The 24,156-nt window shown below is 42.0% G+C and carries 32 protein-coding genes; 10 read left to right on the plus strand and 22 right to left on the minus strand.

Annotated elements, in window-relative coordinates; all coding sequences use genetic code 11:
- Positions 1-15: 15 nt before the first annotated feature.
- On the minus strand, positions 16-1,209 hold the full coding sequence (locus tag AB4Z45_RS12430) for an MFS transporter (protein ID WP_441909593.1): 1,194 nt from the start codon (positions 1,207-1,209) through the stop codon (positions 16-18).
- 175 nt (positions 1,210-1,384) lie between these two features.
- Here AB4Z45_RS12430 and AB4Z45_RS12435 point away from each other — a divergent pair, with 175 nt between their 5' ends.
- Both AB4Z45_RS12435 and AB4Z45_RS12440 read left to right on the plus strand, forming a co-directional pair.
- Complete coding sequence (locus AB4Z45_RS12435) at positions 1,385-2,854, plus strand: aminotransferase class I/II-fold pyridoxal phosphate-dependent enzyme (protein ID WP_441909595.1); 1,470 nt, start codon at positions 1,385-1,387, stop codon at positions 2,852-2,854.
- A 132-nt stretch (positions 2,855-2,986) separates the two neighbouring features.
- Positions 2,987-3,403 (plus strand): DUF1885 family protein, encoded by a 417-nt coding sequence (locus tag AB4Z45_RS12440; RefSeq protein ID WP_441909596.1) that lies wholly within the window; start codon positions 2,987-2,989, stop codon positions 3,401-3,403.
- A gap of 77 nt (positions 3,404-3,480) precedes the next feature.
- On the opposite strand, the gene AB4Z45_RS12445 is transcribed toward AB4Z45_RS12440, so the two are convergent.
- On the minus strand, positions 3,481-3,789 hold the full coding sequence (locus AB4Z45_RS12445) for a DUF1292 domain-containing protein (protein WP_076268207.1): 309 nt from the start codon (positions 3,787-3,789) through the stop codon (positions 3,481-3,483).
- Positions 3,790-3,909: 120 nt separating this feature from the next.
- Positions 3,910-4,473 carry a stalk domain-containing protein gene (locus tag AB4Z45_RS12450; RefSeq protein ID WP_076268206.1) on the minus strand — a complete coding sequence of 188 codons (564 nt, stop codon included), beginning with the start codon at positions 4,471-4,473 and terminating at the stop codon, positions 3,910-3,912.
- Between the two features lie 505 nt (positions 4,474-4,978).
- Here AB4Z45_RS12450 and AB4Z45_RS12455 point away from each other — a divergent pair.
- Positions 4,979-5,707: an MBL fold metallo-hydrolase gene (locus tag AB4Z45_RS12455; RefSeq protein WP_441909598.1), complete on the plus strand. Its 729-nt coding sequence runs from the start codon at positions 4,979-4,981 to the stop codon at positions 5,705-5,707.
- Between the two features lie 65 nt (positions 5,708-5,772).
- On the opposite strand, the gene AB4Z45_RS12460 is transcribed toward AB4Z45_RS12455, so the two are convergent.
- Positions 5,773-6,024 (minus strand): DUF3892 domain-containing protein, encoded by a 252-nt coding sequence (locus AB4Z45_RS12460; protein ID WP_076268203.1) that lies wholly within the window; start codon positions 6,022-6,024, stop codon positions 5,773-5,775.
- Between the two features lie 137 nt (positions 6,025-6,161).
- Positions 6,162-6,329: a hypothetical protein gene (locus tag AB4Z45_RS12465; protein WP_179089803.1), complete on the minus strand. Its 168-nt coding sequence runs from the start codon at positions 6,327-6,329 to the stop codon at positions 6,162-6,164.
- Between the two features lie 190 nt (positions 6,330-6,519).
- Between AB4Z45_RS12465 and AB4Z45_RS12470 the strand changes: the two genes are divergently transcribed.
- Entirely contained in the window at positions 6,520-6,693 is a 174-nt protein-coding gene (locus AB4Z45_RS12470; RefSeq protein WP_076268202.1) for a YjfB family protein, read from the plus strand.
- A gap of 210 nt (positions 6,694-6,903) precedes the next feature.
- Entirely contained in the window at positions 6,904-7,071 is a 168-nt protein-coding gene (locus AB4Z45_RS12475; protein WP_441909956.1) for an aspartyl-phosphate phosphatase Spo0E family protein, read from the plus strand.
- A 453-nt stretch (positions 7,072-7,524) separates the two neighbouring features.
- Here the strand turns inward: AB4Z45_RS12475 and AB4Z45_RS12480 are convergent, their stop codons facing one another.
- Positions 7,525-8,031 carry a DUF4352 domain-containing protein gene (locus AB4Z45_RS12480; RefSeq protein WP_441909602.1) on the minus strand — a complete coding sequence of 169 codons (507 nt, stop codon included), beginning with the start codon at positions 8,029-8,031 and terminating at the stop codon, positions 7,525-7,527.
- A gap of 365 nt (positions 8,032-8,396) precedes the next feature.
- On the opposite strand from AB4Z45_RS12480, the gene AB4Z45_RS12485 reads away from it, so the two are divergent.
- On the plus strand, positions 8,397-8,771 hold the full coding sequence (locus AB4Z45_RS12485) for a winged helix-turn-helix transcriptional regulator (RefSeq protein ID WP_441909604.1): 375 nt from the start codon (positions 8,397-8,399) through the stop codon (positions 8,769-8,771).
- Positions 8,772-8,833: 62 nt separating this feature from the next.
- Here AB4Z45_RS12485 and AB4Z45_RS12490 read toward each other — a convergent pair whose 3' ends face one another.
- The 3 genes from AB4Z45_RS12490 to AB4Z45_RS12500 all read right to left on the minus strand — a co-directional run bounded on the left by AB4Z45_RS12490 (position 8,834) and on the right by AB4Z45_RS12500 (position 10,984).
- Complete coding sequence (locus AB4Z45_RS12490) at positions 8,834-9,376, minus strand: NAD(P)H-dependent oxidoreductase (RefSeq protein ID WP_441909605.1); 543 nt, start codon at positions 9,374-9,376, stop codon at positions 8,834-8,836.
- 1,010 nt (positions 9,377-10,386) lie between these two features.
- Positions 10,387-10,758: a hypothetical protein gene (locus tag AB4Z45_RS12495; RefSeq protein ID WP_441909607.1), complete on the minus strand. Its 372-nt coding sequence runs from the start codon at positions 10,756-10,758 to the stop codon at positions 10,387-10,389.
- 4 nt (positions 10,759-10,762) lie between these two features.
- Complete coding sequence (locus AB4Z45_RS12500; protein WP_441909608.1) at positions 10,763-10,984, minus strand: helix-turn-helix domain-containing protein; 222 nt, start codon at positions 10,982-10,984, stop codon at positions 10,763-10,765.
- A gap of 161 nt (positions 10,985-11,145) precedes the next feature.
- Here AB4Z45_RS12500 and AB4Z45_RS12505 point away from each other — a divergent pair, with 161 nt between their 5' ends.
- The 3 genes from AB4Z45_RS12505 (at position 11,146) to AB4Z45_RS12515 (ending at position 13,339) form a co-directional block, all read left to right on the plus strand.
- A complete protein-coding gene (locus tag AB4Z45_RS12505; RefSeq protein ID WP_441909609.1) occupies positions 11,146-11,331 on the plus strand; it encodes a hypothetical protein in 186 nt (61 codons plus the stop codon).
- A gap of 279 nt (positions 11,332-11,610) precedes the next feature.
- Positions 11,611-12,801, plus strand: coding sequence for an FtsK/SpoIIIE domain-containing protein (locus tag AB4Z45_RS12510; RefSeq protein ID WP_441909611.1), 1,191 nt, complete (start codon positions 11,611-11,613; stop codon positions 12,799-12,801).
- The gene (locus AB4Z45_RS12515) at positions 12,743-13,339 is read left to right on the plus strand and encodes a replication-relaxation family protein (RefSeq protein WP_441909612.1); all 597 of its coding nucleotides are present in this window, start codon (positions 12,743-12,745) and stop codon (positions 13,337-13,339) included. Before AB4Z45_RS12510 ends, AB4Z45_RS12515 begins: the two co-directional genes overlap by 59 nt.
- Before the next feature lie 72 nt (positions 13,340-13,411).
- On the opposite strand, the gene AB4Z45_RS12520 is transcribed toward AB4Z45_RS12515, so the two are convergent.
- Positions 13,412-14,353: a putative phage abortive infection protein gene (locus tag AB4Z45_RS12520; RefSeq protein ID WP_441909613.1), complete on the minus strand. Its 942-nt coding sequence runs from the start codon at positions 14,351-14,353 to the stop codon at positions 13,412-13,414.
- A gap of 198 nt (positions 14,354-14,551) precedes the next feature.
- On the opposite strand from AB4Z45_RS12520, the gene AB4Z45_RS12525 reads away from it, so the two are divergent.
- Positions 14,552-15,235, plus strand: coding sequence for a hypothetical protein (locus tag AB4Z45_RS12525; protein WP_441909614.1), 684 nt, complete (start codon positions 14,552-14,554; stop codon positions 15,233-15,235).
- A gap of 337 nt (positions 15,236-15,572) precedes the next feature.
- On the opposite strand, the gene AB4Z45_RS12530 is transcribed toward AB4Z45_RS12525, so the two are convergent.
- The 12 genes from AB4Z45_RS12530 to AB4Z45_RS12585 all read right to left on the minus strand — a co-directional run bounded on the left by AB4Z45_RS12530 (position 15,573) and on the right by AB4Z45_RS12585 (position 24,130).
- On the minus strand, positions 15,573-15,746 hold the full coding sequence (locus AB4Z45_RS12530; protein WP_441909615.1) for a hypothetical protein: 174 nt from the start codon (positions 15,744-15,746) through the stop codon (positions 15,573-15,575).
- 919 nt (positions 15,747-16,665) lie between these two features.
- On the minus strand, positions 16,666-19,209 hold the full coding sequence (locus tag AB4Z45_RS12535) for a hypothetical protein (RefSeq protein ID WP_441909616.1): 2,544 nt from the start codon (positions 19,207-19,209) through the stop codon (positions 16,666-16,668).
- 82 nt (positions 19,210-19,291) lie between these two features.
- Complete coding sequence (locus AB4Z45_RS12540; RefSeq protein WP_441909618.1) at positions 19,292-19,900, minus strand: HK97 family phage prohead protease; 609 nt, start codon at positions 19,898-19,900, stop codon at positions 19,292-19,294.
- 11 nt (positions 19,901-19,911) lie between these two features.
- Positions 19,912-20,571, minus strand: a complete 660-nt coding sequence (locus tag AB4Z45_RS12545) for a hypothetical protein (protein WP_441909619.1) — start codon at positions 20,569-20,571, stop codon at positions 19,912-19,914.
- Between the two features lie 190 nt (positions 20,572-20,761).
- Positions 20,762-21,379 (minus strand): HK97 family phage prohead protease, encoded by a 618-nt coding sequence (locus AB4Z45_RS12550; RefSeq protein WP_441909620.1) that lies wholly within the window; start codon positions 21,377-21,379, stop codon positions 20,762-20,764.
- A 284-nt stretch (positions 21,380-21,663) separates the two neighbouring features.
- The gene (locus AB4Z45_RS12555) at positions 21,664-21,885 is read right to left on the minus strand and encodes a hypothetical protein (RefSeq protein WP_441909621.1); all 222 of its coding nucleotides are present in this window, start codon (positions 21,883-21,885) and stop codon (positions 21,664-21,666) included.
- A complete protein-coding gene (locus tag AB4Z45_RS12560) occupies positions 21,885-22,205 on the minus strand; it encodes a hypothetical protein (RefSeq protein ID WP_441909623.1) in 321 nt (106 codons plus the stop codon). Before AB4Z45_RS12560 ends, AB4Z45_RS12555 begins: the two co-directional genes overlap by 1 nt.
- Positions 22,186-22,533, minus strand: a complete 348-nt coding sequence (locus AB4Z45_RS12565; protein ID WP_441909624.1) for a hypothetical protein — start codon at positions 22,531-22,533, stop codon at positions 22,186-22,188. The genes AB4Z45_RS12560 and AB4Z45_RS12565 overlap by 20 nt, the downstream gene beginning before the upstream one ends.
- 23 nt (positions 22,534-22,556) lie before the next feature.
- A complete protein-coding gene (locus AB4Z45_RS12570; RefSeq protein ID WP_441909625.1) occupies positions 22,557-23,273 on the minus strand; it encodes a replication protein in 717 nt (238 codons plus the stop codon).
- Positions 23,274-23,282: 9 nt separating this feature from the next.
- A complete protein-coding gene (locus tag AB4Z45_RS12575; protein ID WP_441909958.1) occupies positions 23,283-23,456 on the minus strand; it encodes a helix-turn-helix domain-containing protein in 174 nt (57 codons plus the stop codon).
- Between the two features lie 48 nt (positions 23,457-23,504).
- Entirely contained in the window at positions 23,505-23,798 is a 294-nt protein-coding gene (locus tag AB4Z45_RS12580) for a hypothetical protein (protein ID WP_441909626.1), read from the minus strand.
- A 122-nt stretch (positions 23,799-23,920) separates the two neighbouring features.
- Entirely contained in the window at positions 23,921-24,130 is a 210-nt protein-coding gene (locus AB4Z45_RS12585) for a helix-turn-helix transcriptional regulator (RefSeq protein WP_441909627.1), read from the minus strand.
- Positions 24,131-24,156 lie beyond the last annotated feature (26 nt).

Here is a 24,156-nt window from a genome sequence, read left to right on the forward strand (position 1 = left end):
CGGCTTGTTTTTTGTTTATTTTGCAGCATTAACTTCTTTTTCGCCAATTCCATTTGTATCCATTTGACGGAAACGAAACAATAGCAGCAGAGCAGCTAGACATAGTATGCCGCCGAGCAAGTATGGCAGTCCCATTTCTATCGTGAAGAAAAATGAACCGAGCAGCGGGCCGGCAATACGCCCCAAACTGTCCATCGAAGAGCTTAGACCGGATGCTACCCCTTTGCCTACAGTCGTCTTCTGAGTGATGAGCGAGGTGACACATGGCCTAATTAAGGCATTGCCGATTCCGAATACAGCAAGTGACAACGTAGCCCACCAAAGGGAATGTGYGCCTAGAAGCATAAAAAAACCAAGTGCCGAGATGACAAGTCCGATCGCAATATATTTCGGCTCCTCGCCTGTCTTAATTCTCCGTCGCACAACTCCGCCTTGAACGAGTGCTCCCACAAAGCCGCAAACAAAAAATAAGATTCCGACCTGAAATGGAGTCACATCAAAACGCCGCATGCCAAAAAACTGCAGGGTCGCTTCCATTCCAGCGAGAGTGAATGTTACAAAAAAGGCTAACACATACAAATATTTCAGCGGTCCTGTAAACGCAGCCCAGCGTGATACACGCTTCTCTGACTGGCTGCTCCGCTGCTCAGGTGTTAGTGATTCCTTGAGCTTAGATGCAGCCAAAATGAACGTTATCAGCGCTAACGCTGATGCTGCATAAAATGGCGTTTCCAGTGAGATCACGCTTAACAAACCGCCAACGCCAGGTCCGATCGTAAAGCCTAATCCGATGGACATCCCAACGAGCCCCATCCCCTTCGTTCTTTCCTCAGGCGATGTAATATCAGCGACATATGCTACAATAACGGAAGCAACCGCCCCCGAGAACAAGCCCCCTAGCACCCTTGAGAGGTACATGAGCGTTAAGTCTCCTGACGATAAACCAAATAACAAGAAACTTGCGGCAAAGCCAAGAATACCTATTAAAATAATCGGCCGTCTGCCGATACGGTCGGACAAGCTTCCCCAAAATGGTGATAAGAAAAAGGAAACTGCAGAATAAACAGCAAGCATCCAACCTGTATGGAGTTCCGCTTTGCTCGGATCTGCGGCTTGAATAATTTCTGGCATAACCGGAATGATAATGCCGAACCCTATAAATGTTGTCATTAAAGTAGCCATTACAATTAGCATTCGTTTATCTTTCATAATACAACCCCTCCACCAACCTATGTTACCATATCCATTTATCGCACATGTATGAACAATTGAAGAACAAATTGAAAATGATGCTCTTATCTCAAAAATGAAGCTTGCATTCCCCCCTGTATTTGCTATACTCAACTTTGTTTGTAAACTTTAAAGAAAGGCAGGGATGAAAGCGATGGATCACAATTTAACCCCGCTCTTCACCGCGCTTCGTAAGCATGCGGAGCAGGATCCCGTTCAGTTTCATATTCCCGGACATAAAAAGGGATTAGGCAGCGATTCCGAATTTCGCGAATTTATCGGCGATAACGCGTTGTCGATCGATTTAATCAATATAGCACCGCTTGATGACCTGCATCAGCCAACCGGCGTTATTGAGGAAGCGCAGAAGCTAGCTGCTGACGCTTTCGGAGCAGACTATACTTATTTCTCTGTACAAGGAACAAGCGGCGCAATAATGACGATGATTTTGACCGTATGTGCCCCGGGGGACAAAATCATTGTGCCTCGAAATGTTCACAAATCCATTATGGCTGCTATTATTTTTGCAGGTGCCAGACCAGTATTCATCTCGCCAGCCCGTGACAATACGCTAGGTATTGATCATGGCATAACGACCCGCTCCGTCCGTAAAGCGCTTGAGCGCCATCCGGATGCAAAGGCTGTGCTTGTCATCAACCCTACCTATTTCGGCATTTGCGCCAACCTTAAGGAGATCGTTGATCTCGTTCATAGCTTTGATATCCCTGTACTCGTGGATGAAGCACATGGCGTACTCATTCATTTCCATGAGAAGCTGCCAATGTCAGCGATGCAAGCAGGCGCGGATATGGCTGCGACAAGTGTTCATAAGCTCGGCGGTTCTATGACGCAAAGCTCAGTTCTTAATGTTCGCAAGGGAAGAGTTAACCCGCACCGTATTCAAACCGTAATCAGCATGCTTACAACAACGTCGACATCGTATATTTTGTTAGGTTCGCTTGATACATCTAGACGCAACCTTGCTTTGAACGGACATGCTATCGCTGAGCGCGCGATTGAGCTTGCTCAATCCGCACGCAAACAAATCAATGAAATTCCAGGTCTATATTGTTTCGGAGAAGAAATTCTCGGCGATGAGGCTACTTATGATTTCGATCCCACTAAAGTTTCCATTCATGTTCGCCACCTTGGCATCACCGGATATGAAACGGAGAACTGGCTGCGCGACAACTATAATGTGGAAATTGAAATGAGCGATATGTATAACATTCTTTGCCTAGTTACGCCTGGAGATACCTCTGATTCCGTGTCTAAATTGTTAACTGCGCTGCGTGGATTGTCTGAGCATTTCCATGAAGGCGCTGAAGCACGTGAATTAGTGGTCAAAATTCCAGATATTCCACAGCTGTCCTTAACGCCTCGTGATGCATTTTACGGTGAGACAGAAGTTCTTCCGTTCAAAGAATCAGCTGGCCGAATTATTGCTGAATTCATTTATGTATACCCGCCAGGCATTCCGATTCTGCTACCAGGCGAAGTCATTACCCAAAAAAATATCGATTATATCGTGGATCATGTCCAAGTCGGATTGCCTGTCAAGGGGCCGGAAGATCGCAGCATCGAGTTCGTTAAAGTAATCGTTGAAGAAACAGCCATTTCATAATAAATTAATAAACCGATCTACAGGAATCTTATAGAAATCCTGAGGTCGGTTTTTTTCTAATTATTTTTACGGAATGCCACTTATTGTCAACCTATTTCGAGCATGCTATGATGTTGGCAGAGGTGAGATGCGATGAGTCAAAGCGCTTATATCAAATTTGTGCAAGGATCATCCGTGGAGAAACTGACGCTGCAGGAAATTAAGAACGAGCTTATAAGTTACCGGGAGCAAACAAGCCTTACCGGCTCGCAATTGGATTGGGACTATGCCGAAGCAGCATTTCCTTATACGATCGAATCGAAGGATGATGATCGTTGGTTTTATTTAAAGGGTATTAATCACCTTTATAAGCACATCATCTTTGGACCCGGCGAAACGGCAAGCGCAGCAGGCCAAAACGTCCCTTGCGTTCAAGTCGTGTTACCAGAGGAAGCTACGCACGGAGACAAATCGAAAGCAAATGAACTATGCAAATATATAGCTAAGCAATTGAAGGCAGAGCTGACCATGTTTAATGGAAGAACGATTTATTTTAATCCACGCAAATAAGTTAATAAAAAAAAACGATCCGCAGGCGAAACTCGCAGATCGTTTTTTTAGTACTAGCTCGTTAAAGCTTAAGAGAACTAGTTCTCTTCGCTTTCCGTACGAGCAATTTCTTCATAAATCGCTGTTACGCGATCCCATTCCGCATCATCTTCGATGCCAACTAGGAAGGACTCATCGTTTTCTTCTTCAATACGGAAGATAACGCCGTCTGCTTCTGGATCGTTGCGATCCAGCAATACAGCGTAAACTTGGCTTTCAGATTCAAACGTATAAACCATGACCATTTCGCGTTCCTGGCCCTCGTCGTCAGTCACGATAAAGACATGCTCTTCATGCTCGTGGTCTTCACCACAGCCGCAATCATCGCCATGCTGATGTTCGCTCATGTTATTACCCCATTTCAATAATGTTTACAGACTATCGTATATTAACATGACACTCTATCAACGGTCAAACGAAGACGCCCCTATGAAGAAAAGGAGCGCCTTAGGTAGACCATTTGATTACTACAAAGAAGAAATTAGTTTTTCTGAAACAACAGTCCACTCATCTGAGCCCTTAAGCTTAAGGTAAAAACGAATCGGATATTTCCCGCTAGATTCGAATTTATATGAGATATCTTCTGTAGCGAACCAGAAATTATCTTTTGATGTTTTGACACTTTCCGTTTGAATCACTTTCTCTTTACCATTCGGATCGAAAATAGAAACCTTGACGGCTACAATATCCGTCATCAAATTATCGATCTGGGCAAACACTTTAAACTTCGCTTGATAGCCTTTTGCTACGTTTCCGAATACCGCATTATTTTGGAAAAGAAACATATGCACGTTAGGCTTATAAACGGTCGCTTTTTTCGTTTGATTGTCCCATTCCACAATGGCCTGCATAGATGTGGCTAATTGACGAAGCGGCAAATAAGTTTTGCCATCGGTCATTATTCCACCGTCATCCTGATCATCTCCGTTAATGAGAACGCGAACCTTCTGTATAGCCGAGTCTGCGAACATCATCGATCCACCCCAAAGAGATAGCAGCAGAAGCAGAATAACGATTTTTCTGATTTTCATAGTTGTAAGCCCTCCATCCGATAGCCTGGATGAAAGGTTATACTCGTCAGCCCGAGCAAAGTTGCGCGATTTATGAAACATTTTTAATCCCATACTACATCTTAACCATTATTGTCAAATGCTGTTGAAACCTGCGCTTGCCTGGGAAATATAAAAGTGGAAATAATAATTACCCATACGTTCTTGTTAAAATGCAAGGAACACCTTTGCCTACTGTTCCAGGATTTCTCATTCTTGCAAGATATGCCATCCCTCTTGTACACGGTGTTTTACATACTGCACAGGTATCCGAAAGTACAAGTTTATAATTATACTGTTTCCGATCGCTTGCCGGCTGTTTCTTCTTTACAACTTTGCCTTTTCCTTTGCTCATCACTTGTTCGCCTCCACTGTTCGTATCGCTTTAGCATTGTATGTAGACACGGGCGAATGTGCATCTTTATTTGTCAGATATATTTTAAATTTGGTACATTAAACAATATAGAAAGCTGAGGAGGTGTGATTCATGAAAATAAAAATGATTGGGACAGGCAGTGCCTTTGCCAAAAAATACGATAATAATAATGCTATTATTGAAGTGAATGGCTTCCGATTGCTCGTAGACTGCGGAATCACTTTACCGAAGGCTTTACATCAACAAGGACTGACCTTCTCTGACCTGGATGCTGTTCTCATCAGTCACATTCATGGGGACCATGTAGGTGGATTAGAAGAATACGCCTTCCAAATGATGTTTAAATATAATCGAAAGCCTGCCCTATACATAGCAGAGTCGTTAGTTGAACCGCTTTGGGAGCAAACACTTCGCGGAGGTTTAACGCAGGATCCTTTAACCAAGCTTGAGGATTTTTTCGAGGTCCATCCGATTCAGCCAAATAACGAATTTGAAATTCATCCTGGTTTGACTGTTAAGCTGTTGCAAACGAAGCATATTCTTAATAAGCCAAGCTATTCCTTTATTTTTAACAACAGCTTCTTCTACTCTGCCGACATGCGATTTGATCCAGAGCTGCTTCAGCAATTAGTTGATGATGGCGTAACGACTATTTACCATGATTGCCAGCTTGAAGCGCCAGCTGTTGTTCACGCAAGCCTGGAGGAGCTTCTAAGCCTTCCTGAATCTATTCAAAGTAAAATATGGCTTATGCATTACGGAGACACCATAGAGCAATATGAAGGTCTAACGGGCCATATGCGAATCGTTAGGCAGCATGAAAGCTATGAGATCAACTAAATACAAAAAAGGCGCCGACATCTAAGAAGTGCGGCGCCTTTTTATTAATGTTGTTAACATTTCATTTAGAACATTGGAAGCTGATCCAAATTGTTTGTTGGATCTCCATCTGCGTCGCCTCGGATATAGATGTCGCCATCTTTTCCCTTAAAGGCATTTACCCCTGCAATATGCCCTGCTTGTACCTCTTGAAGTGCTGTTGCATAGTCAAGCACTCGGCCGCTATTCGTTTTGAATGCGGTAAGATCACCGTCTCCATCCTTTTGTACGGCAACAATTTGCTCCCTAGTATCTTGTCCGCCAACCTCGTGACTCATCTTTATTAGCCCCTCTCAACTTATAAGAATGTACAGCCAATTTATATCATGCCTTGCGTGTGCAATAATTATGCACCATCACCTTACAAAAAAAATCCAGCGCTATCGCATGAGGAGCGAACGCTGGATTTTTGATTTTATTTTCTTTTGATTGCGTCAGCTGGAAGTTTCCTTCTCCAAACAAACTGCTCGTCATGTGACAAAGAATCATGTATTGCGAAATTTGCTACAGAACCAATAACAATGCCGATAATTCCAAACATCCCCAATAGCCAAATGGCTAAATAGGCATACTCTGCTGCCAACAGCAACCGCCTCCTGCGCGCTTTCTATCATCGTATGCTGGGAATCGTGCCTTTAGTATTGTTTAAATTAAATCCACAATTAAGTCGCATGAAACAGGTTTAAGCAGCATATCAGGGCAGCACCAGCGAGCAACGATTTATTGTAAAGAAGTTGATCGTTTTTGCCGATAATGAAATAAGGAGGTGTTTTATGGATATAGCAGCAGCATCAATAGCAATGAATCAGAACAGCTTAGCACTTGCAGCGAGCATCCGTGTCATGTCTTTAGCAAAGGAACAAGCTACGCAGCAAGCGCAGGATATGGTTCAAATGATGAAACAAGCACAACCTCATTTAGGCCAAAGCATCGATATACAAGTTTAAACTGAACCCCCAAAGGCATAAATCGCTACTTGGGGGCTTTCCATCTTGAAACTGTTTCAAATGAAACTGATATGTTTAGTTAATCTAATACGAAGGCCTGCTTCTTTGAGATTGTTCAGAAAACTAACATTATCCTAATCTCATTGTTAAAAAATTCTAACAACCTTCGTTTATCCTTAATTTAACAAATGAAAAGTTGGAGGGATTATGATGAACATCTGCTTTTATCAACAAAGAATTGAAGAATTACGAGCTGAAATGGTCGAGATATTTGGCGCGTGCAATAATTTTACAGATCAAGCTGTTCTCAAAATTAGCCAAGAACTGGACTTTCTCTTAAATCAATATTCCGGATGCTTAGCCAATCATTCAAATTAGCCCTTTCGCATGAAGAGGTTTTCTTATATTGCATGAAAGAATATGAAATTAGGTTTTGGAGGTTTAATTGTGGACATAAAATAAAAAGGACCCTTGCTATGCAAGGGTTCTGAACGTGCACCTACCTTATCAAAATTTTGCAGCATTCTCCTCTTCACCTCATAAGGCTCACGATCCTAACTGCCACAACACCATTTGATTTCCCTGTTTTGATTTTCCCTCCTGCTTCCTCTAATTAACTACTTTACCTTGCCATTTTCGGCGCAGCTCTCTCTTAAAAGAATGGAACAATCAACTGCCGCGATTAAAGTTTGCTTTTTCGGGATAAAAAAACACCCACAATAATGGGTGCATGTATCTACTATTTTAAAACGATTTGAGCTTTTTCCCCATCATCTTCAAGCTTAATTACAAGACTTCCATTGGAACTAGCTACCGAGTCTGGAACTTCGATTACAACAAAACCATTTTTTTCGCTAATGGTTTAATACTATTTTGACTCAAGTCTCCATCGATCATAGTTACAGTGTAATCATATTCATACTCGCCTTTAAAAATAGCTTTCATTCGAATACCATTTATCATTGCAGTAAAATCATTTGCCGCTTTGCCATTATTGGTAACATTATAATTTAATACAATAAATTTATTGCCTTCATCAGCGCTTGAGGAAAACATATCACTACTCACTTTTTGATTAAACTCAAATGATTCAAGGGTAATTTCCCAAGTGCCTAATTTGAATTTTTCACCTGGCTTGAAGGATGCTTCTTTCGGTTCCTCCGTAGGCGGAGTTTCCGTTTCTTTGGGTGTTTCAGTAGCCTCAGTCTCCTTGCTATCCACCGTGCTTGCTTGATTGTTACTTGAAGATTTGGCTGCATTATTTGTTTGTGATCCCCCGCAGGCTGATAAAACAAGCAATATGAGTGCGAGTAATGTAAAGATTTGAACTTTTTTCATCAAACTTTCCCCCTTCAAAAATTTTCTACATATTATCACAAATTCCAAGGGTTATCTTAGAAATATTTGTCATACTACGTCAATTCTTTTTCAAGTAATTGATACTTATAATAGATTGCTATAAAATACTTTTATAAATTTATATCCATAAAATGGTGGTTAGAAAGTTTCTCATTTGCTATATCAAGCACCTTTTTACTGCCAGAGTGTTTTGAACTAATCGTTTCGAAATGGTATAGTAAGTTTATTGCTCCCAGGTTGACTTTTCAGTGAATTATCAATTACAGAGAAAACGAATTCTTAGCATAGAGACGCGGCAGCACCTGCCTTTTTCGTCGAATATCTCAAAAGGAGGATAACAGCCCATGCAGGTTGAAAACTGTGTACCGACTGGCATTCAACCCAAAGACACTGGCTTCGGCTACACATTGTCTGTTATTGGCGGCAAATATAAAATGACCATACTGTACTGGCTCTCCGAAAACAAGATCATGCGGTTCAATGAGCTGCAACGGAGAATCGGCACTATATCCTTTAAAACATTAAGCGTGATGTTAAAAGAGTTGGAGACAGACGGCATTGTCAGCCGCGAGGAATTCCCACAAATCCCTCCCAAAGTCGAGTATTCCTTGACCGAGTTGGGGCAAACGATTATTCCGGTACTGGATATCATGTGCCAATGGGGAGAAAAAAACGGCATACCAGCCGCTCAGGCGGCAACAATTCCGCTTTCGATATAAATACTCAAGAAGAAAAGCAGCATTTCCATGGATGGAAATGCTGCTTTTCGTTTCACTACTAATTAAAGACTATCAATAAAATCAACATAACCCTGCGCGCTAATATCTAATTTTCTTAAGTAATCTGGATTTCCTTCCGTCTCGTATTCTGCACCATAGAAGGCATAGAAGGAACGATAATCTGCGCCGCAATACAAAAATGTCGTGTCAAAGGGAGATAAGAGTTGGTCAAGTCCGTAACGGAATTTCCCTTCTTCGGTAAAGTCTTTTTCCCTTCCCCCTGCGGTTACAGCTAGAGCGGTTTTTCGATTTCTTAATTTATCGCCCTTTGATCCGTATGCCCACCCGTAAGTTAGCACTTCGTCAAGCCATTGTTTAAGCAGCGGTGGAGAACTGAACCAGTAAACAGGGAACTGCAAAACTAAATTGCTATGCGCTTCAATCAACTGTTGTTCCTTTTCCACGTCGATTTTTCCGTCGGGATAGGCTCTGTGCAAATCGTGAACCGTATATTTGTCGGGATATTTACGAAGCTCACCCGCCCAGCGTTTATTGACGATGGATGCTTCCATGTTTGGATGTGTAATGATAACAAGTGTTTTCAATGTATTGCCCTCCTTGAGCGGTATTTGTTTCTGAACTAGAGTATAGATCGCATCGCCGCATTGCGGAAGTATGCACTTTTCGTTCACCTACTTACCATAAGGTAAGTACTGTACCGAACACGCTTTACCAAATGCTAAATAGACTTGGCAAGTGAAGGAGTGAAATGGTTACGAATTGCGCGTGCAAAAGAGTTGTTGACGGTACTGCCGTCCACTTGATTTAAATCGATTTTTTCGTTAATCAAGGAGAGAATGTTTAGGAGAATCTGAGGGTTTTTCGTATCGCAGTTTTGATTATAAAATCAAAAAAAACCTTGATTATCAAGGCTTCCGAAGTTTAAGTTATGAACTCCTAATCCTTTATAATGGGCATCCTGCCTTTATAGCCACAAACAGGACAAGTTACGATTCGCTCGTTAAATACTCCCGTCTTTAGTGCCGATGCAAAGCCTACTTTTGATAATTTAAAACGACTGCGACACAACGGACAAACAAAATGTGTCGCTTTGGTCATCCTATTCGTGTAGATGTAGATGAATAGAAAGACCAAAGCCAGCGGGAGTATAACTTGTATGAGAATATAAATTGGATTTTGTTGATTCATTGGAATCACCTCTCATCAAAGAAATCTGATTCAGCTTAACAAGAATAAGCAGAAATCCGAAGTTTGATATTCGTGTCCGTCAGCCTTTTATTTAGAGTTCTTTCGTATCAAATTCGTATCACAGTCAAAACCACGTGATGATGATTGAGTTATTCGAGAAAGGAAAAACCCGCAATCCCATGTATTATAAGGGTTTGCGGGTTTTTTGTTTGTATGATCTGAACAGGGTTCGAACCTGTGACCCCTACCCTGTCAAGACTTCCCTTACATATTGTTGTATGTGGTTAAGAGTCTTAACCCCTTGATATATATAGACTTTCCGATAATGTCTATTTGTTTGTTGTTGTTTAAATCTGGTGCCTGTAATCATCTTTCGGCACCAGATTGGGCACCACTTACTTAGGAATTATTTTCCGTCAAGCCATCTAAAGAAAACGTCTCTTGGAACTTTCATCATTTTGTTTTTGCCTACCCGGTTTACATGAAACGGCGGATCATTCAAAAGCTCGTACGTCGCTCTTCTCCCGATGCCTAATATTTGTTGAATATGAGCAGGTTCTAATACTTCTGGTAATTTGAAACGGTCTAGGGTTTCAGAATCCTGTTTAGGAAGCGAATTCGAGGATATAAATTGTGATTCCATTGCGGTTTCTTCATTCGATTCGTCCATTTGAGTAATAATTATTTTAATACCATACTTCTCCAGAACATCTTCTTGAATCCTACTTGTCAGCCAATCAAATAAATATCTTTCATCGATACTTATGTTAAATTTCATAATGTCACCAAAACTCAGAAGCACTTACGTTAGGATCATACTGACGGAGTGCTTTTATTATTTTCGAGCGTGTCCCGCTGCGAGGACTATTTACAGTACCATCACACAAATCCGATATAGAACTCCGGTTAAGCCCCGTTTCTTTTGCGAGCCATTCCTGCGTTACACCTTTACGATCCAGCCATTTACCTAATCTCGAACGATCTTTCATCCATGAAGGAAACATTATCATCACTCTCCCAATAATGTCTATCATGGACAAGTCTATCAAATTTTATTCGTAGTTTGTAAACAAAACACGTAATAACGGACAATCAGTACCCCATATGCTCTTAACAAGTCGCGAGGAATAGAGCGCGGAACATTCTAGCAAGGGAGTGAAACCGAATGGTGACAGTGGTTTGCATAGCAAGCGTTATTATAGGAACGGCAGCATTAGAAAAACGCTACGTAGCACATGGAGACGCAGCTGCAGCTCGAACGGTAAAACAATTTGGTAGATGGTTTCTGATCGGTTCGGGAGCGTACGTTGTTTGGGTGTGGGCCGTGGCTGTGCTTGCTTTAATCGCCTGACATTTACGAAAAGAAAAGGTCGAACAGTTGAACGGAGCACCCAAAGGATGACTGCGTGAAGCTATGATGGGTAGTCGATCCTTCCACGAATCATTCCTGTAAGCATTCCATCCAGGGCAGCGAACACGCTGTCTAATATATTCCATTCATCATTCCAGGCACCATTCCAATGTAGAACAAAAGCGCGGAAGCATTCGGAAATAAGCGCAATAAGGGTTTAGGCTTGTATCAACTCATTCCTTTGAACTGAAAGAACTATAGAGTTCTGGAGGGAAAGCTATGTTTCTTGTGACTGTGGGTGTGGGTTTGTTAGTTGGTTGTGTTGGTACTTCTATCTCTACTCTCTTCTCTTCTTCATCTTTAAATTTAACTCGGACGCTCATCGCTACATTCAAAAGCCTAAACCTGGGCGTACAGTTGGGTGACGCATTAGCGCTCCCCACCATCAATAAAGAGATTCCGTATGAATGGGGAACACGGCTGCTATGCKGGCTTCCTGCTGGTTTGAGCTCTCATAAGGTGATTGATCAAAAGCAGGCTATTTCGGAGGCGATACGCAACGAAATTGATATCTATTGGCAGAACGGTCTTATCATAGATATATACCGCGGCGCCATGCCTAAGAGCCTGCCGTATATTGCAACGGTTCGCAATGACTACAAGGTAGCAGTAGGCGCTAACCGTCGCTATGAAACGAAATACTACGATTTCGCCGGAAGCTTCCCGCATTTGCTCATTGGGGGAATATCGGGAGGTGGTAAATCGGTGCTGCTTCGCTTAATTCTTACGCAGCTCGCTCTTGGCCCGCAGCCGGATCTATTCCTTTGTGATCTTAAAGGCGGCGTAGAGTTGAATCTTTATAAAGACCTATCAATAACGAAAGGGTTCGCAACGACGCTAAATGACGTTTATAAATTAGGCAATATGGTAGAGGCCGAAATGAATCGGCGTTATGCGGTTATGGAACGAAACGGCTCACAGGAGTGGAGTGGGAAGCGCATTGTTTTTGTAATGGATGAATTAGCCGATCTGAAAGCAAGGCCCAAAGACCCCGACGCAATAATTAAGTCAGCGATTAAGTCTCGGCTTACAGCTATTTCAGCAAAAGGCCGTGCAGCTGGTGTAATACTTGTGCTATGTACGCAACGCCCCTCAGCAGATATTGTGGATGGACTTATTAAAACGAACATTGCTACCTCCATCTGCTTCCGCACTCGCGATTCTACTCAGAGCCGTATCATTCTAGACAATAACGATGCATCTGATCTACCGGACGTACCCGGACGCTGTATCTTCCAGCAAGCCAAGGACGAAACCTTGCAGACCTATTATCTTTCATACGAGGATGCGAAGGAGCTGCTTGAATCTGTTGAGCGCAAAACAATATCTCATGTAAAGGCGGTTGAAACGAATGAACCTAGCTCAAGCAAAGGTTACGCGATGGCTTCAAATATTGACGAGCTTGGATAGCCATGGATTCATGACCACCTCCCAGCTGCAGCGGCTGCACAATCTTGGGGGCAGGCGTAATACAAATCGGATTCTTAACGATATGAATGATCTGCTCAGCTCATTTCAGCTTGAGGAAAAGGTTTACTATCTCTCAGCCAAGGGCCGCAAGGAGATCGGCAGCACGACCACCCGGCGCCGGACGCTGCACACGCAGCACACTTTACTCAGAAACGAAGTGTATCTTCATTACCATCCTGAGTATTGGCGGGTTGAATTCCCAATCAAATGGGCAGATAAAGCAATCATTCCTGACGCGATATTTAAGCGTGATGGACAATTCGTTTTTCTTGAAGTAGATAACACGCAGGCCATGACCCAAAACGAAAAGAAAATCGCGCTTTACCGGGAACTGCGGGAAACTCAAATATTCCAGAAGAAACATGGCCTCTTTCCGACGATTCTCTACGTTACTATTTCGGAGTACCGTAAAAAGAACATTCGAGCACTACTGGACGGAATGAAAGCGGAAGTCATTACTTATAACGACCTAAAATAACCATGAGTCATTGCTTATATTTATAAAAATGCCGCTCAAATGAGCGACTTTAAGAATCCTAAATGCAATTGACTACTCTTCTATTTGTTTCATCACAACAAACTCAGGATGTAACTCCTCAGGCAAAACCACATCATACTTTAAATTATTGAGAAGTTGGTATTTAACAATTAGATCATAAAAATCTTTACCATCATCAGTGTAGCAATTAAAAAACAATAAGACTAATTCATTTCTCGACAATTGAGCCCTTATTATCCGTATATATTTCTTTCTTTTTTCAAAGGTAGTTTCAATAAGTATTTTTCCTTGTTTATCAAAAACAACTAAATCATCACTCTTATCAATAAAATCTATAATATGAAATAAGTTTCTGAAATAATGCCCTAAGTGATCATCATTTATCTCATATAGCTTAGCATATCGAGAATGATATGATTGGGCATTCTCTCCGTCTTTACTGTAAATTATTCCATATCGATTAATTATTCTATTTAAAAACTCCCTACCTCTATGTTCAACAGTTATAGTTTGGTCATCACCATTATAATTTCTACTACTAAACGTTTCGAACTCAGTAACAACAAATGAGTTTAAGATTTGATTATGTAGAGATATCATTTGGAAAAATGTATTCTCAAATCTTTGGATATTTAGAGTATGTGTTTGCCGATTATACTCTTCTCTAGTCAATCTCAATTCTTCTTTTTGACTTGTAAAAGTAAAGTATGCAACCAAGAATGCTCCAAAGGTTAAAAATGGTACCGAAGAACCTGCCAACCAATCGCCGACTCCTCCAGCGTTAACTAAATTCAATTTATCATTTGTACTCAGAATATAAGTAACGACTGGGCTTATAATTCCGATAAGTATAACTAGCCAAGCAATATAGCTATGATTATTTACTTTGTTATTATTTGATCTCGAATTAGATACCTTTTTTTCTACGTTATAAATAATAAAAACAATTAACAAACTAAGCAAACAAATTAAAAAACCAAAAATAAAGTCCATAGATGTTATTCCCTCCTCACATTCTTTTCGACAACAGGAAAGGATTTCCTCTTTTGGTGTCGAAAGTACTAGGAATAAAGGAGGGGTTATGTTATTTCACGAAGAAAACACTTTGGAGTTTGCCACATATGTGGAGAAGATACCGAGCTGACTTTTGAGCATCTTCCTCCACAAGCAGCGTTTAATAATCAAAGGATAATGAAACCAAAATTCAATGACTATTCTAATGAAGGCCCTGACTTTTATCCAAAACATGCACCCTTTCAGCAAAAAGGAGCCGGAGGACATACTCTATGTGGATATTGTAATAATAAAACGGGAAGTTGGTATGCTGATGAATATGTTAATTTTGCCCATCAAGCAGCTGTTTTATTAAATAAGTCAAAAGGCGAATTGACGTTACAATATCCATACTATATATTTCCTCTTCGACTAATCAAACAAGTCATAGCAATGATTTGCTCAGTAAATAAGCCGGGATTTGCAATAAGAAATAAAGAGCTTGTTCAATTTATATTGAATAAAGAACAAAAATATATAAACCCAAAATTTAAAATCTATGCTTATTTAACAACATCTAAGCTCTCAAGGCAAAGTGGAGAAAGTTATGTATTTAAAGGTAGCAGGATATCACATTTTAGTGAAATAGGATTTGCTCCACTTGGTTTTATCATGACATACAACACTTTACCTCCCAATAATAAACTTCTCGATATTAGCCACTTCTCACATTATGACTATGATGATTTTGATGTGGCTTTTCTCAAGCTCAATGTTCTACCAGTTAGTTATTACCTCCCAGGTGATTTCAGAACACGTGATGAAATCTTAATTGACTATGAAAAGAATATTCGTGATGCTAAGGAGTCTTTTAATGTTTAAATCAGGCTTCATCCTACTCACAGATTCTCACCTCTATGCTGCCATGTACAACAAAATGCCTGTTGTCGCATGGCAGGATAGCGGGATTATCAACTCTGACTCCTAATCCGTTGTTAGTTAAATAAGCGATATATTGGTTAGTAGCTTGGCGTAATTCGGCGACCAGCGCCCCATATGGGTGCGACTGCGTTTTCGACAAGTCTATCGAAGCACTGGGAATTACAATTCTTAGCGCAGATACTTACAAAAGTCTGAATCGAGACGGAGGCTTTACCTCTTCTCGTTGATTTATTGGATGGCCCAACGGTGGTATTGATTTCCATCTGTCTTCCTACCATTAATCTTTTATGTACTTTAACAAAACTTCATCGATATTATTAGAAACAGCACCATTTTTTGCAAGTATAGCCTCCAATGTCTCCTTCACAATACTTCTTACTATTTCACCTGATCGGTTACCCACACGTATTATTTTAATTTTATAATTTGAATTTCGTTTATTCTTGTGCACGCATCCGCCCCCTTATTTAGGCAATTGTGATACTAATAACTCTGAGCGGCTGCTCGGTGTCAACGAATTTAGAATCCGCTAAGCGGCTTTTCTAATTGAATGGGTAAAACTTAAAGAATCCCCACATCCCCACTAATACTCCAATCCCTACAAGCGGTCTTTGTAGCACTCGCGGAAGTTTGGTAGCTATTAGCCCAGCTAAAAAACCGCATATAAGCATAACAGCAATTGCCGACAAAAGTGGCCATAATATAAAATTGAAATTAACGTCCGTTGGAATAATGTTCATATTGCACCCCCTTAATTATTATCGTCAGAGGATTAATTTATTTTAATTTTCACACGTGCCCCACTCAAAAAAAATGCCCCGGCAATTTCTCGCCGGGCAATCCAATATTTATATATTCATTTTGTTAATAAATCACACAACCGCCTAACAGGACGCTTCTATCGTCAAACATGAATATAGATGATCTGAATAAATCCTGACTTTCCACGTTGGCATTAATATACCGTCACAATAGATCATTTCACAAGCCAGAGTAATATGATTATTATTAATAATGGTTGGGGCAATGTAATGCCTCGTAACTTGTACGTTCCCTAATATCTGCACAATCGCCTCGCCCTTATCATTATATTTAATAGTGTTGGACACTCCTGGTTTGTCCTTTACACCATCGTACAGCCCTGCGTGTTCCGGATGTATTATGTCCTGTACGTACTCGTGAAATGACACGCCATCGTAGTAACTCTTCTTGCTGTCCTCCCTGTACATTCCATATACCCGAGATTGATCAATACCTGATATTGTCTGCCAGTATGCATCCGTATCTTCGCTGAACAAATGTTTAAAGAACACTTCTACAGCAATTGCCTGTTCTCTTGTGATTTTATTCTTAATAATGCGTCACCCCTCCTACGTCGTTACTATCATTGAGCCGCCTATGCGCTTTGCTTCGCTTGCTGAATACGGTTGAACCGTTCTGGCAATTTCACGACCGTCAATCTGTATAATCGTGTCGCCTTTACCTTGACCTTGACCCATAGATACAGCGGTCATTACAGCCGTTCCGATAGCTGCTGCGATTTTATCCGTAAAGCTCGTATTCTCAAGTGGAACGATTAATTCAGCACCTGCTTCACCGCCGATAAAATTACCCATGTTAGTTTTTCGGTCAACAACACCGCCGCGAGCAAGCCTTGGAATCTTAGGTATTTTAATGCCTACTTGCTTACCCCCGATTTCAACGGTTGTGATTTTATTCATTCCGCTGATAACTTCGTTAATCATGTCGATTATCATGTTAAGCGGAGCCTTTGCAGCGTCGCCGATTGCTCCGAAGATGCGACCAAAAACAGCAGAAACAGCTTCCCATGAATTTTCCCAATCTCCTGTAAACGTCTTTGTTATGAAGTTAAGGAGATTGACGAAAATGTTTTGTGCCTTTCCGATTGCTTCGCCTATCTTCCCAAAAGCTTCTTCGAGGATCGGCGCAAACTTTTCGAACATGTAATCACCAACGGGCTTGACAACATCCCACAGGACTTTAAGTACAGCAACGATATTTTGCCAAACCTTTAAGAACTTGCCGCCCACGTATTCTGCCAGCGGTTGTATGGCGTACTTCCAAAGGAATGTAAAGACCGCGCTAATAGCTTCGATCAACGGCTTAAATGTCGCACTCAAGAAGTTTCCGAGCGGTACAAGTACGTTTTCCCAAAATATTTTAGCGACCTTTGAAACCTTGTCGAAAGCAAAGGCGAATACATCTGAAAGCAATGCTGCAAGCGGCTTGATCACGCTGCTGTAGAACTCTTTTAAGAAGTTGCCAAGCGGCACAAGTACGTTATTCCAAAACCATGTAGCCGCCTTAGTTACTCGCTCCCATCCGTCCACAAGCTGTTCACCGAGAAACTTACCGAGTGGGACAAGAACCTCTTGCCATAACCATTTTGCAACATCACCGATTTTTTGCAGGATGCCGTCCACTACTCCGCGAAACTTTTCATTCGTTCGGTAGAAGTAAACGAACGCCGCAACGAGAGCGGCGACCGCAGCAGCTATCAATAACACAGGCAGGCTTATGGTGCCAAATACTGCCAACAAAGCCACCCGCAACGCAGCGAGAGCCTTTTGGATAGCCGCAACCCACGAAGCCCAATTAATAGCGATAAAGAATGTCGCAATGCCAGCAGCAAGCCCTGAAAGAGCCGCTATGATTATTTCTTTATGTTCCGTGACAAAAGCAGAAGTTTCCCCAAAGGCCGTTTTGATTCCATCGCGCATCCAAGCAAAAGCTGCTCGGATTTTATCGGCAACAGCTTGTATTTTAGGAGATATGTCCATAGTCGTAGCGTCAAACTCGCCAATGTCACCCATGCCGCCGCCAGCAACACCGCCAACGGCACCCGCAGGATCGCTTGTTGCACTGTCACCAGCTGCGGCTTTCGGCTCTTGGATTTGGTGCAGCTCATCAAACCCTTGAATATTGCTGGCTGCTTCCTTCGCCGCCTTACCTGCTTTCTTAGCCGCTTTTCCTGCTGCGTCCTGTGCAGCTCCTAAACCTTCAACGGAACTCATTTGCTTGTCTATCATAGATGTTGTTGCTGCGCCAGATGCTATGTTCGACTTAGGAAAAAGCGCCCGCATGAGCATGGAGAACCGTTGAAAAGCCCATTCCGCAGCTCTAGCCATTCGTGTAAGGAGCGGCAAAGCGATATTCAAGATAGGCAGGAAGGCTTGACCGAGTGCTAGTTTGGTATCATTGAGCGCAGCAATAAACCCGCCTTTTAACAAAGCGGTGTTTTGCGCTATCTCCGTACCAAAGTTAGCGGTAGTCGATTCCAGGATATGTTGATAGAGGATCGTTTTCTTTAGTGACTCACTCATTGAATCCCACGGTGCATTGTTCGCAAGCATCTTATAGGCATTCGATTGTTGGATAGCTGATACCCGGACGTTAACGCCCAGCTCGTCCGCTCCGTCAGCTTCTTGGTTCATTGCCGAGCGCATACGGTCAGATATTTCAATCGAGCTCATACCCGTTTTGCTTCGAATGATTGCAGCTGCTTTAATGAGGTCAGTTGTCTTTTTAAGTAAGTCCTGCTCGTCCTTTGCGATAGACTTAAGCCGCAAGGAATAGTTGTTCGCCATCTCTGCTGTCTCGAGTTTCGAGAAGCCCATAGCATCGCCGACGGTCTGTTGCCATTTAACGAAGTCTTCCGCGCTTCTGCCGAGCGTTTTGCTAATCGTGCCCATCAACGCCTCAAACTTTATAGCGTCATTCATAGCGGAGCCTAGACCGATACCCGCGAGAATCGTTGCGATACCAGCAACCGCAGCTTTAAGACCTGATTTGAATTTATCTATGTCATTTTTGGCGGATTGCATTTCCCGACGCAATGCGGAAAAATCAGCACCCGCCCGTATTAATAGTTGTCTAATAACGGGGCCTGCCATATATTCACCTCTTCTTTTTGTGGTTTTAAGAAACGGGGCGAAATCTCCTCCATTGAGTAGCAAACTCGGCCCCGTTCCTAGGTTAATAAATTAGATTATTTGTTTGAAGATCGACACCGCATGCTCCAACCCTCGCGGTTTCTATTGTTGAACTAATACATTTTGATCCGAGTATCCTGTTGACTGTAGCTGTCGCTTCGATGTATGCAGGATTTGCAGTAAGAGAGATTTCGTAGAGCGCAAGACCCGTCACTGTGCGAGTGCGCATTCCATACCAGCCTTCCTCATCCCACCGTTCAGTAATTGGCCTGAATGCTATGCTGCATTTTCCGACTAAACCGGATTGAACCCCATTAATAACCTTAAGACCAACTTCATCTGAGGGGTCAATCACGATTTCGAAGTATAGACCGTCAGGTTTGTCGATAAGCCTTAAATTTGATTCGGTGCTTCCGATCGGCGAATTATCCCAGTCATGGTGCAAATAAAATCCGACTCCGCTCCCGTTTTCTAGAGAATCCTTCATGGCTCCGCGCTGGATGCGCTCAAGAAACCTGTCGCCGGATAGTGAATGAATTTCTGCCCAAGTTCCGTATGGAACGGCTAGTCCGCTGATGATTGCTGTGTCGCCTGTGAATTTACTAAGCCGGATGCTGCTTTTTTGGAGAAGGCGCAGTTCATGCGCCGTCATAACCTTATTGCTCATATTGTCACGCGTGGAGTTCCGCGTGTTTTGAAAAATACCTCCAATTTAGTGAATTCATAATGACTGAGCACTTTTTCTAAGATCCCCATGGTTAGATCGATCATTTGTTGGTCAATTGGATTTCGGCTCCCATAGAAAGAGCGGAAAGTAGGCAACTCTTCATAAGGGATTCCTAGTGCGTTTCGATCTGACTCACTTAAATCACCTCTGAATGCATTGATACTATCTTTGTGCTGAGTTATTGTTTCACGAACGACGCCAAGCTTTTCAAAAGCATCAATAATTGCCTTCTGTTGTTGCAACATCCCTTTATAAATTACTGCAGCCTTATCTTCAACGCTTTTTAATTCTTTTAAATGTTCACTGACTAACTCTGTTTTCAAGCGTTGAAGTTTGGAGCCGTTGCTTGTTGTTAGAATTCTGACAACTTCCTCGTTCTGCTCAACACGCTTGAACACTTCGTTTCGTTGCACTTCTAATCTTAAAACTTCATTTTCTCCAGCTTCATCTTGTACGGCACGTGCGAAACGCTCGGCGTAGGTATTCAAAACTTTTTGATCCTCGATTATAGTCTCACGCAATCCGGCAACCCGTGTTTCCAATGCTGATTGCTCATCAGTGATCTGCTTCTCCAATTTTTCAATAGTTGATTTCATTCTTCAACATCTCCCTATAATTTGTTTAGTTTGTTTAAAAATTTATAAGTCCCGAGAAAAACGACCTATTTTGCTCGATTTATGACCCCTCCCCCTCGCGCGCGGCCTGCGTATTTTCTGAATCTGGGAGCGCGGTCTTACACTTTGAGCCAACCTATTTCTGGGTGGGGGGGGGTATCACACATGAACGTTACACACGCCTTTGCAACATAACGTCTATTTCCCGAATGAACTGTTTTCGTTTATTCTCGAATTCTATGGCTTTATCTAGTTTTGCAAGAAGCTCCCTCTTTTGCTCATCTAGTGTCTTCTCAACACTGATAGAAGTGTCGTCATACGCCGGAATATCTACGGCTGACACATCGTATATCTTCTTGAACTTCGTAATTAAACGCGTCTTATCAGTGTCCCAATAGTCATGAGCAACGGTGAATCTAAAGCTCATACGATCAATGTAGCCGCCTTTGATTTCCTCGTAGAGCTTACGGCCTTCCTCGGTGCCGTCAAGCCTGGCACGAATCAATAAGCCTTTGCTGTCTACCTTAAGCTGCAGCGTATTGTTGCGAGTGCGAGCCATCACTTTACCGCCATGGTTATAGTTAAAGATCACATCTGTTATGTCGGCTCCCGTGAAAGCACCGTAACCAATGCGTTCTTTCACAGCGACCCCATCAACCTCATACAAAGTAGTCGTGCTATTAAAGAGTGCAGCATAACCTTCAACATACATTTCACCGTTAGCTGCACTTCGCGTCTGTAAAGAAAACGAGCGATGTTCTATATTCGGTATATTGTTTATTTTTATCACCTCCTTTCAGGTAATCTTTATAGTCCAAAGGAATAATTCACTTATGTATCATTACATTTGACTATAAAGAGTGCAGAGCGGTGCCTCTTAATTACTCCTTTATTACTTCAATCACATTCAATTCTCTGCTCATTCTCGGTCGCGGCTCCCACCTGCGCCCACCCTCCTCTGATGGTTGCAACGCACTGCTCTAGGCTAGAGGTGTCTACTCCATTAGCTTGTAACTCGGCAATCAATCTCCTCATATCAACAACCTTTTTTTCCATAAGTATCACTCCCGATTCTTAGTTATAGGTTGCCTGGCTCACAATATTTAAGCGTTCTTTCTTGAGCTCATCCTGACGATCAATCAGTGCAGAAAACTCTTTTATGCTGATTCCTCCCATAAATCTAGCTGCGTTTATCTTATTGGCTAGACTTCTTTGCTCCTGGTCTATCTGTATAATGCGGTCGCCTTTATCTGATCTACAAAGCGGACAGGTGCCACGCCTATTTTTGATTGTCATTAGCGGCCTTCAATCTGTTTATTGATGTCGTAATGCTCGTTGTGCCAATCGTAATGTCGAGTGAGCAAATCATATGCCGATATAGTATTAAGCTTGTGAAGCAGCTCTCCCAGTTCTGATTCATCGAGCTCGCTTTCAACTGTTGTGATGGTCTGAAAATTGTAAGAGTTAGCCTGCTTGTATTCGCCTGGCTTTTCGTCCGGAACAACACGAACCAGTGAAACCAATCCGTCTGCTACTATTGCCCTGTTTTCCTCAATGAGATAGGCCGCACGCGACTTTCCCAGCTTGTCCAGCGGATTAAGCGTTATTGGCTTCATTGTTATGATCCTCCCTTATCTGCTCCGCATCCTTTGAGAACATGTAAATCAGCTTATAAAAAGCTCTGTTTCTGATTGTTTGAAACGTTCCGCTGCTGATCTGCATAGCCTCACATACGTTATAGTTACGCTCGTACTCACTGCCACTCTGCAAGAATCGCAAGGTGATAAGCTTCCTTTCTATTTCAGGCAATCGTTCCATAGCTGACTCCACTTTTTCAATGAGCTCTTTTCGTTGACCCTTGACCTCCTCCAGGTATTTGCATAAGCGGTATTGCTGGAACATTTTCAACAACGCAGCTTTGTTTTGCCGATAGGAACTTTCCATGAGCTGCTCCCTTCGAATGTTATTTATGAGAACTCGAAATACGGAATCTCGAAATATCTTGCAGAAGCTTGTAAAAAGGCGAATATTTTCCCGTCGTTCCCTTTAGGCAATGTTTCAAAGTGCTCCTTAGTTGCTTTTATAAATTCCTCTTCTGTAACCTCGAAGCTTTTCAAATGATCGATTCTTAGTTGAATGTCTGCCATCTGATCCTCTGTCACTTTCGAATGATCTTTTCCGAATTTCTCTTTAAATCGATCATTATAAACTTTGAAAAAAGTATCTTCGATTTGGATTAAATCGATGTATCTTTTATTTTCTTTAATATTTTCTTTATTACTTTCTTTCTTAGTTGTCTGTTTGGACAATGTCGGTACCTGTCCATTTGGACGGGGTGTACCTGTCTGTTTGGACAGGGTTATATCTGACCCGTGCGTATTTTGAGGGTAAGGATCGTATACCTCAGACATATGATCGATATTAAATTCCAGTGTTCGGGTTCTCCCTTCTAACCCTTCTAAAAAAATTCCCATCTCAACTAGCTCAGTAACTTCACGCTGAATCAACCTTTCAGTGCAGCCTGTAGCTTTGGATAGAAATGAAAGCGACAATTTTGCTTTTTTTCGATGGAATCCAAATGTAAACCGACATACAACCAATGCAATTCTATATTGAGTAGGACTGAGCTTAGTTCTCGCCAGAAAGTCCAAGACATAATTCGGGATTTGCGTGTAATTCTCCAATCACTTCACCTACTTACCAGCGCTGTTTTGCGCTTCCTGCTGCTCAATCCACTGGTCAAGAGTAGTTTTACGAAACATGATTTTACTTCCGATACGATAAGCTGGCACCAACTTCTCCCTTACCATCTCTCGCAATTTGTACTCCGACGCTCCTATGTACGGAGCAGCATCTTTAACTGTCATTCGTTCCACTGTCTGTTCACCTCCCAATGGTATTTTCGCTTCTGCTTCTTATTTGCTGACGGTTGACACTTGTTTGTCATGCATAGCAAGCATCCGCTGCCTAGAAGCTTCTCTTCGCTCGTCACTCATTTTCGTGATGATCTCAGTAGCAAATCTGACTTGATTGCCTTTCATCTTCCACTTGGCTGCTACAACACGGTCCCCTTCTTTTTCTTCCCAGTACGGCATTGCTATCTTGCTTAGCTTGGTGATGTGTTTTTGAACACAAGTGTAAACATCCCAAACGTTATCGATTTTGTCATAAACACAAACCGTTTCTTGTTCCTCATTTGAATATGCCATTCGTTTAACATCCTTTCCTAGAAACGTGATGATCTCATAAGGATTTTCTACGTTCTCCTATTAAGGTGACTTACGACAGAGCTCAGTTACTTCCTCGATTGAATTCTATTCTCCCAAATCCGCTAACCATGCATAGCACTTTCTGCAAAAAAAATTTCTTTTGGTTGTTTCTTTAGGACTTCGCAAATTGAAATCATAAGAAGCCCATTTGGTACTTGCCCATACAACTCGATATTTGTAATAGTTTGCCGACTTGTCTTAGCTCGACGAGCAAGCTCTGAAATAGGCATGCCGACTTCTTTCCTAACTTCCCTCAATTTATTGCTAACCATGCATAGCACCTCCTTGATAGTTATAA

Source organism: Paenibacillus sp. MCAF9 (assembly GCF_052114265.1).
In the GTDB taxonomy this organism is placed as follows: domain Bacteria; phylum Bacillota; class Bacilli; order Paenibacillales; family Paenibacillaceae; genus Pristimantibacillus.

Excerpts from the sequence above, each read along its gene's own strand:
- AB4Z45_RS12565 (WP_441909624.1), bottom strand. The coding sequence starts at position 22,533 with ATGGAAAGTTCCTATCGGCAAAACAAAGCTGCGTTGTTGAAAATGTTC.
- AB4Z45_RS12455 (WP_441909598.1), top strand. The coding sequence starts at position 4,979 with ATGAAAATAAAAATGATTGGGACAGGCAGTGCCTTTGCCAAAAAATAC.
- AB4Z45_RS12495 (WP_441909607.1), bottom strand. The coding sequence starts at position 10,758 with ATGAAATTTAACATAAGTATCGATGAAAGATATTTATTTGATTGGCTG.
- AB4Z45_RS12505 (WP_441909609.1), top strand. The coding sequence starts at position 11,146 with ATGGTGACAGTGGTTTGCATAGCAAGCGTTATTATAGGAACGGCAGCA.
- AB4Z45_RS12520 (WP_441909613.1), bottom strand. The coding sequence starts at position 14,353 with ATGGACTTTATTTTTGGTTTTTTAATTTGTTTGCTTAGTTTGTTAATT.
- AB4Z45_RS12560 (WP_441909623.1), bottom strand. The coding sequence starts at position 22,205 with ATGAAGCCAATAACGCTTAATCCGCTGGACAAGCTGGGAAAGTCGCGT.
- AB4Z45_RS12540 (WP_441909618.1), bottom strand. The coding sequence starts at position 19,900 with ATGACGGCGCATGAACTGCGCCTTCTCCAAAAAAGCAGCATCCGGCTT.
- AB4Z45_RS12450 (WP_076268206.1), bottom strand. The coding sequence starts at position 4,473 with ATGAAAATCAGAAAAATCGTTATTCTGCTTCTGCTGCTATCTCTTTGG.
- AB4Z45_RS12555 (WP_441909621.1), bottom strand. The coding sequence starts at position 21,885 with ATGACAATCAAAAATAGGCGTGGCACCTGTCCGCTTTGTAGATCAGAT.
- AB4Z45_RS12545 (WP_441909619.1), bottom strand. The coding sequence starts at position 20,571 with ATGAAATCAACTATTGAAAAATTGGAGAAGCAGATCACTGATGAGCAA.
- AB4Z45_RS12435 (WP_441909595.1), top strand. The coding sequence starts at position 1,385 with ATGGATCACAATTTAACCCCGCTCTTCACCGCGCTTCGTAAGCATGCG.
- AB4Z45_RS12480 (WP_441909602.1), bottom strand. The coding sequence starts at position 8,031 with ATGAAAAAAGTTCAAATCTTTACATTACTCGCACTCATATTGCTTGTT.
- AB4Z45_RS12500 (WP_441909608.1), bottom strand. The coding sequence starts at position 10,984 with ATGTTTCCTTCATGGATGAAAGATCGTTCGAGATTAGGTAAATGGCTG.
- AB4Z45_RS12485 (WP_441909604.1), top strand. The coding sequence starts at position 8,397 with ATGCAGGTTGAAAACTGTGTACCGACTGGCATTCAACCCAAAGACACT.
- AB4Z45_RS12440 (WP_441909596.1), top strand. The coding sequence starts at position 2,987 with ATGAGTCAAAGCGCTTATATCAAATTTGTGCAAGGATCATCCGTGGAG.
- AB4Z45_RS12515 (WP_441909612.1), top strand. The coding sequence starts at position 12,743 with ATGAACCTAGCTCAAGCAAAGGTTACGCGATGGCTTCAAATATTGACG.
- AB4Z45_RS12580 (WP_441909626.1), bottom strand. The coding sequence starts at position 23,798 with ATGGCATATTCAAATGAGGAACAAGAAACGGTTTGTGTTTATGACAAA.
- AB4Z45_RS12470 (WP_076268202.1), top strand. The coding sequence starts at position 6,520 with ATGGATATAGCAGCAGCATCAATAGCAATGAATCAGAACAGCTTAGCA.
- AB4Z45_RS12525 (WP_441909614.1), top strand. The coding sequence starts at position 14,552 with ATGAAACCAAAATTCAATGACTATTCTAATGAAGGCCCTGACTTTTAT.
- AB4Z45_RS12575 (WP_441909958.1), bottom strand. The coding sequence starts at position 23,456 with ATGACAGTTAAAGATGCTGCTCCGTACATAGGAGCGTCGGAGTACAAA.
- AB4Z45_RS12475 (WP_441909956.1), top strand. The coding sequence starts at position 6,904 with ATGAACATCTGCTTTTATCAACAAAGAATTGAAGAATTACGAGCTGAA.
- AB4Z45_RS12460 (WP_076268203.1), bottom strand. The coding sequence starts at position 6,024 with ATGAGTCACGAGGTTGGCGGACAAGATACTAGGGAGCAAATTGTTGCC.
- AB4Z45_RS12535 (WP_441909616.1), bottom strand. The coding sequence starts at position 19,209 with ATGGCAGGCCCCGTTATTAGACAACTATTAATACGGGCGGGTGCTGAT.
- AB4Z45_RS12585 (WP_441909627.1), bottom strand. The coding sequence starts at position 24,130 with ATGGTTAGCAATAAATTGAGGGAAGTTAGGAAAGAAGTCGGCATGCCT.
- AB4Z45_RS12445 (WP_076268207.1), bottom strand. The coding sequence starts at position 3,789 with ATGAGCGAACATCAGCATGGCGATGATTGCGGCTGTGGTGAAGACCAC.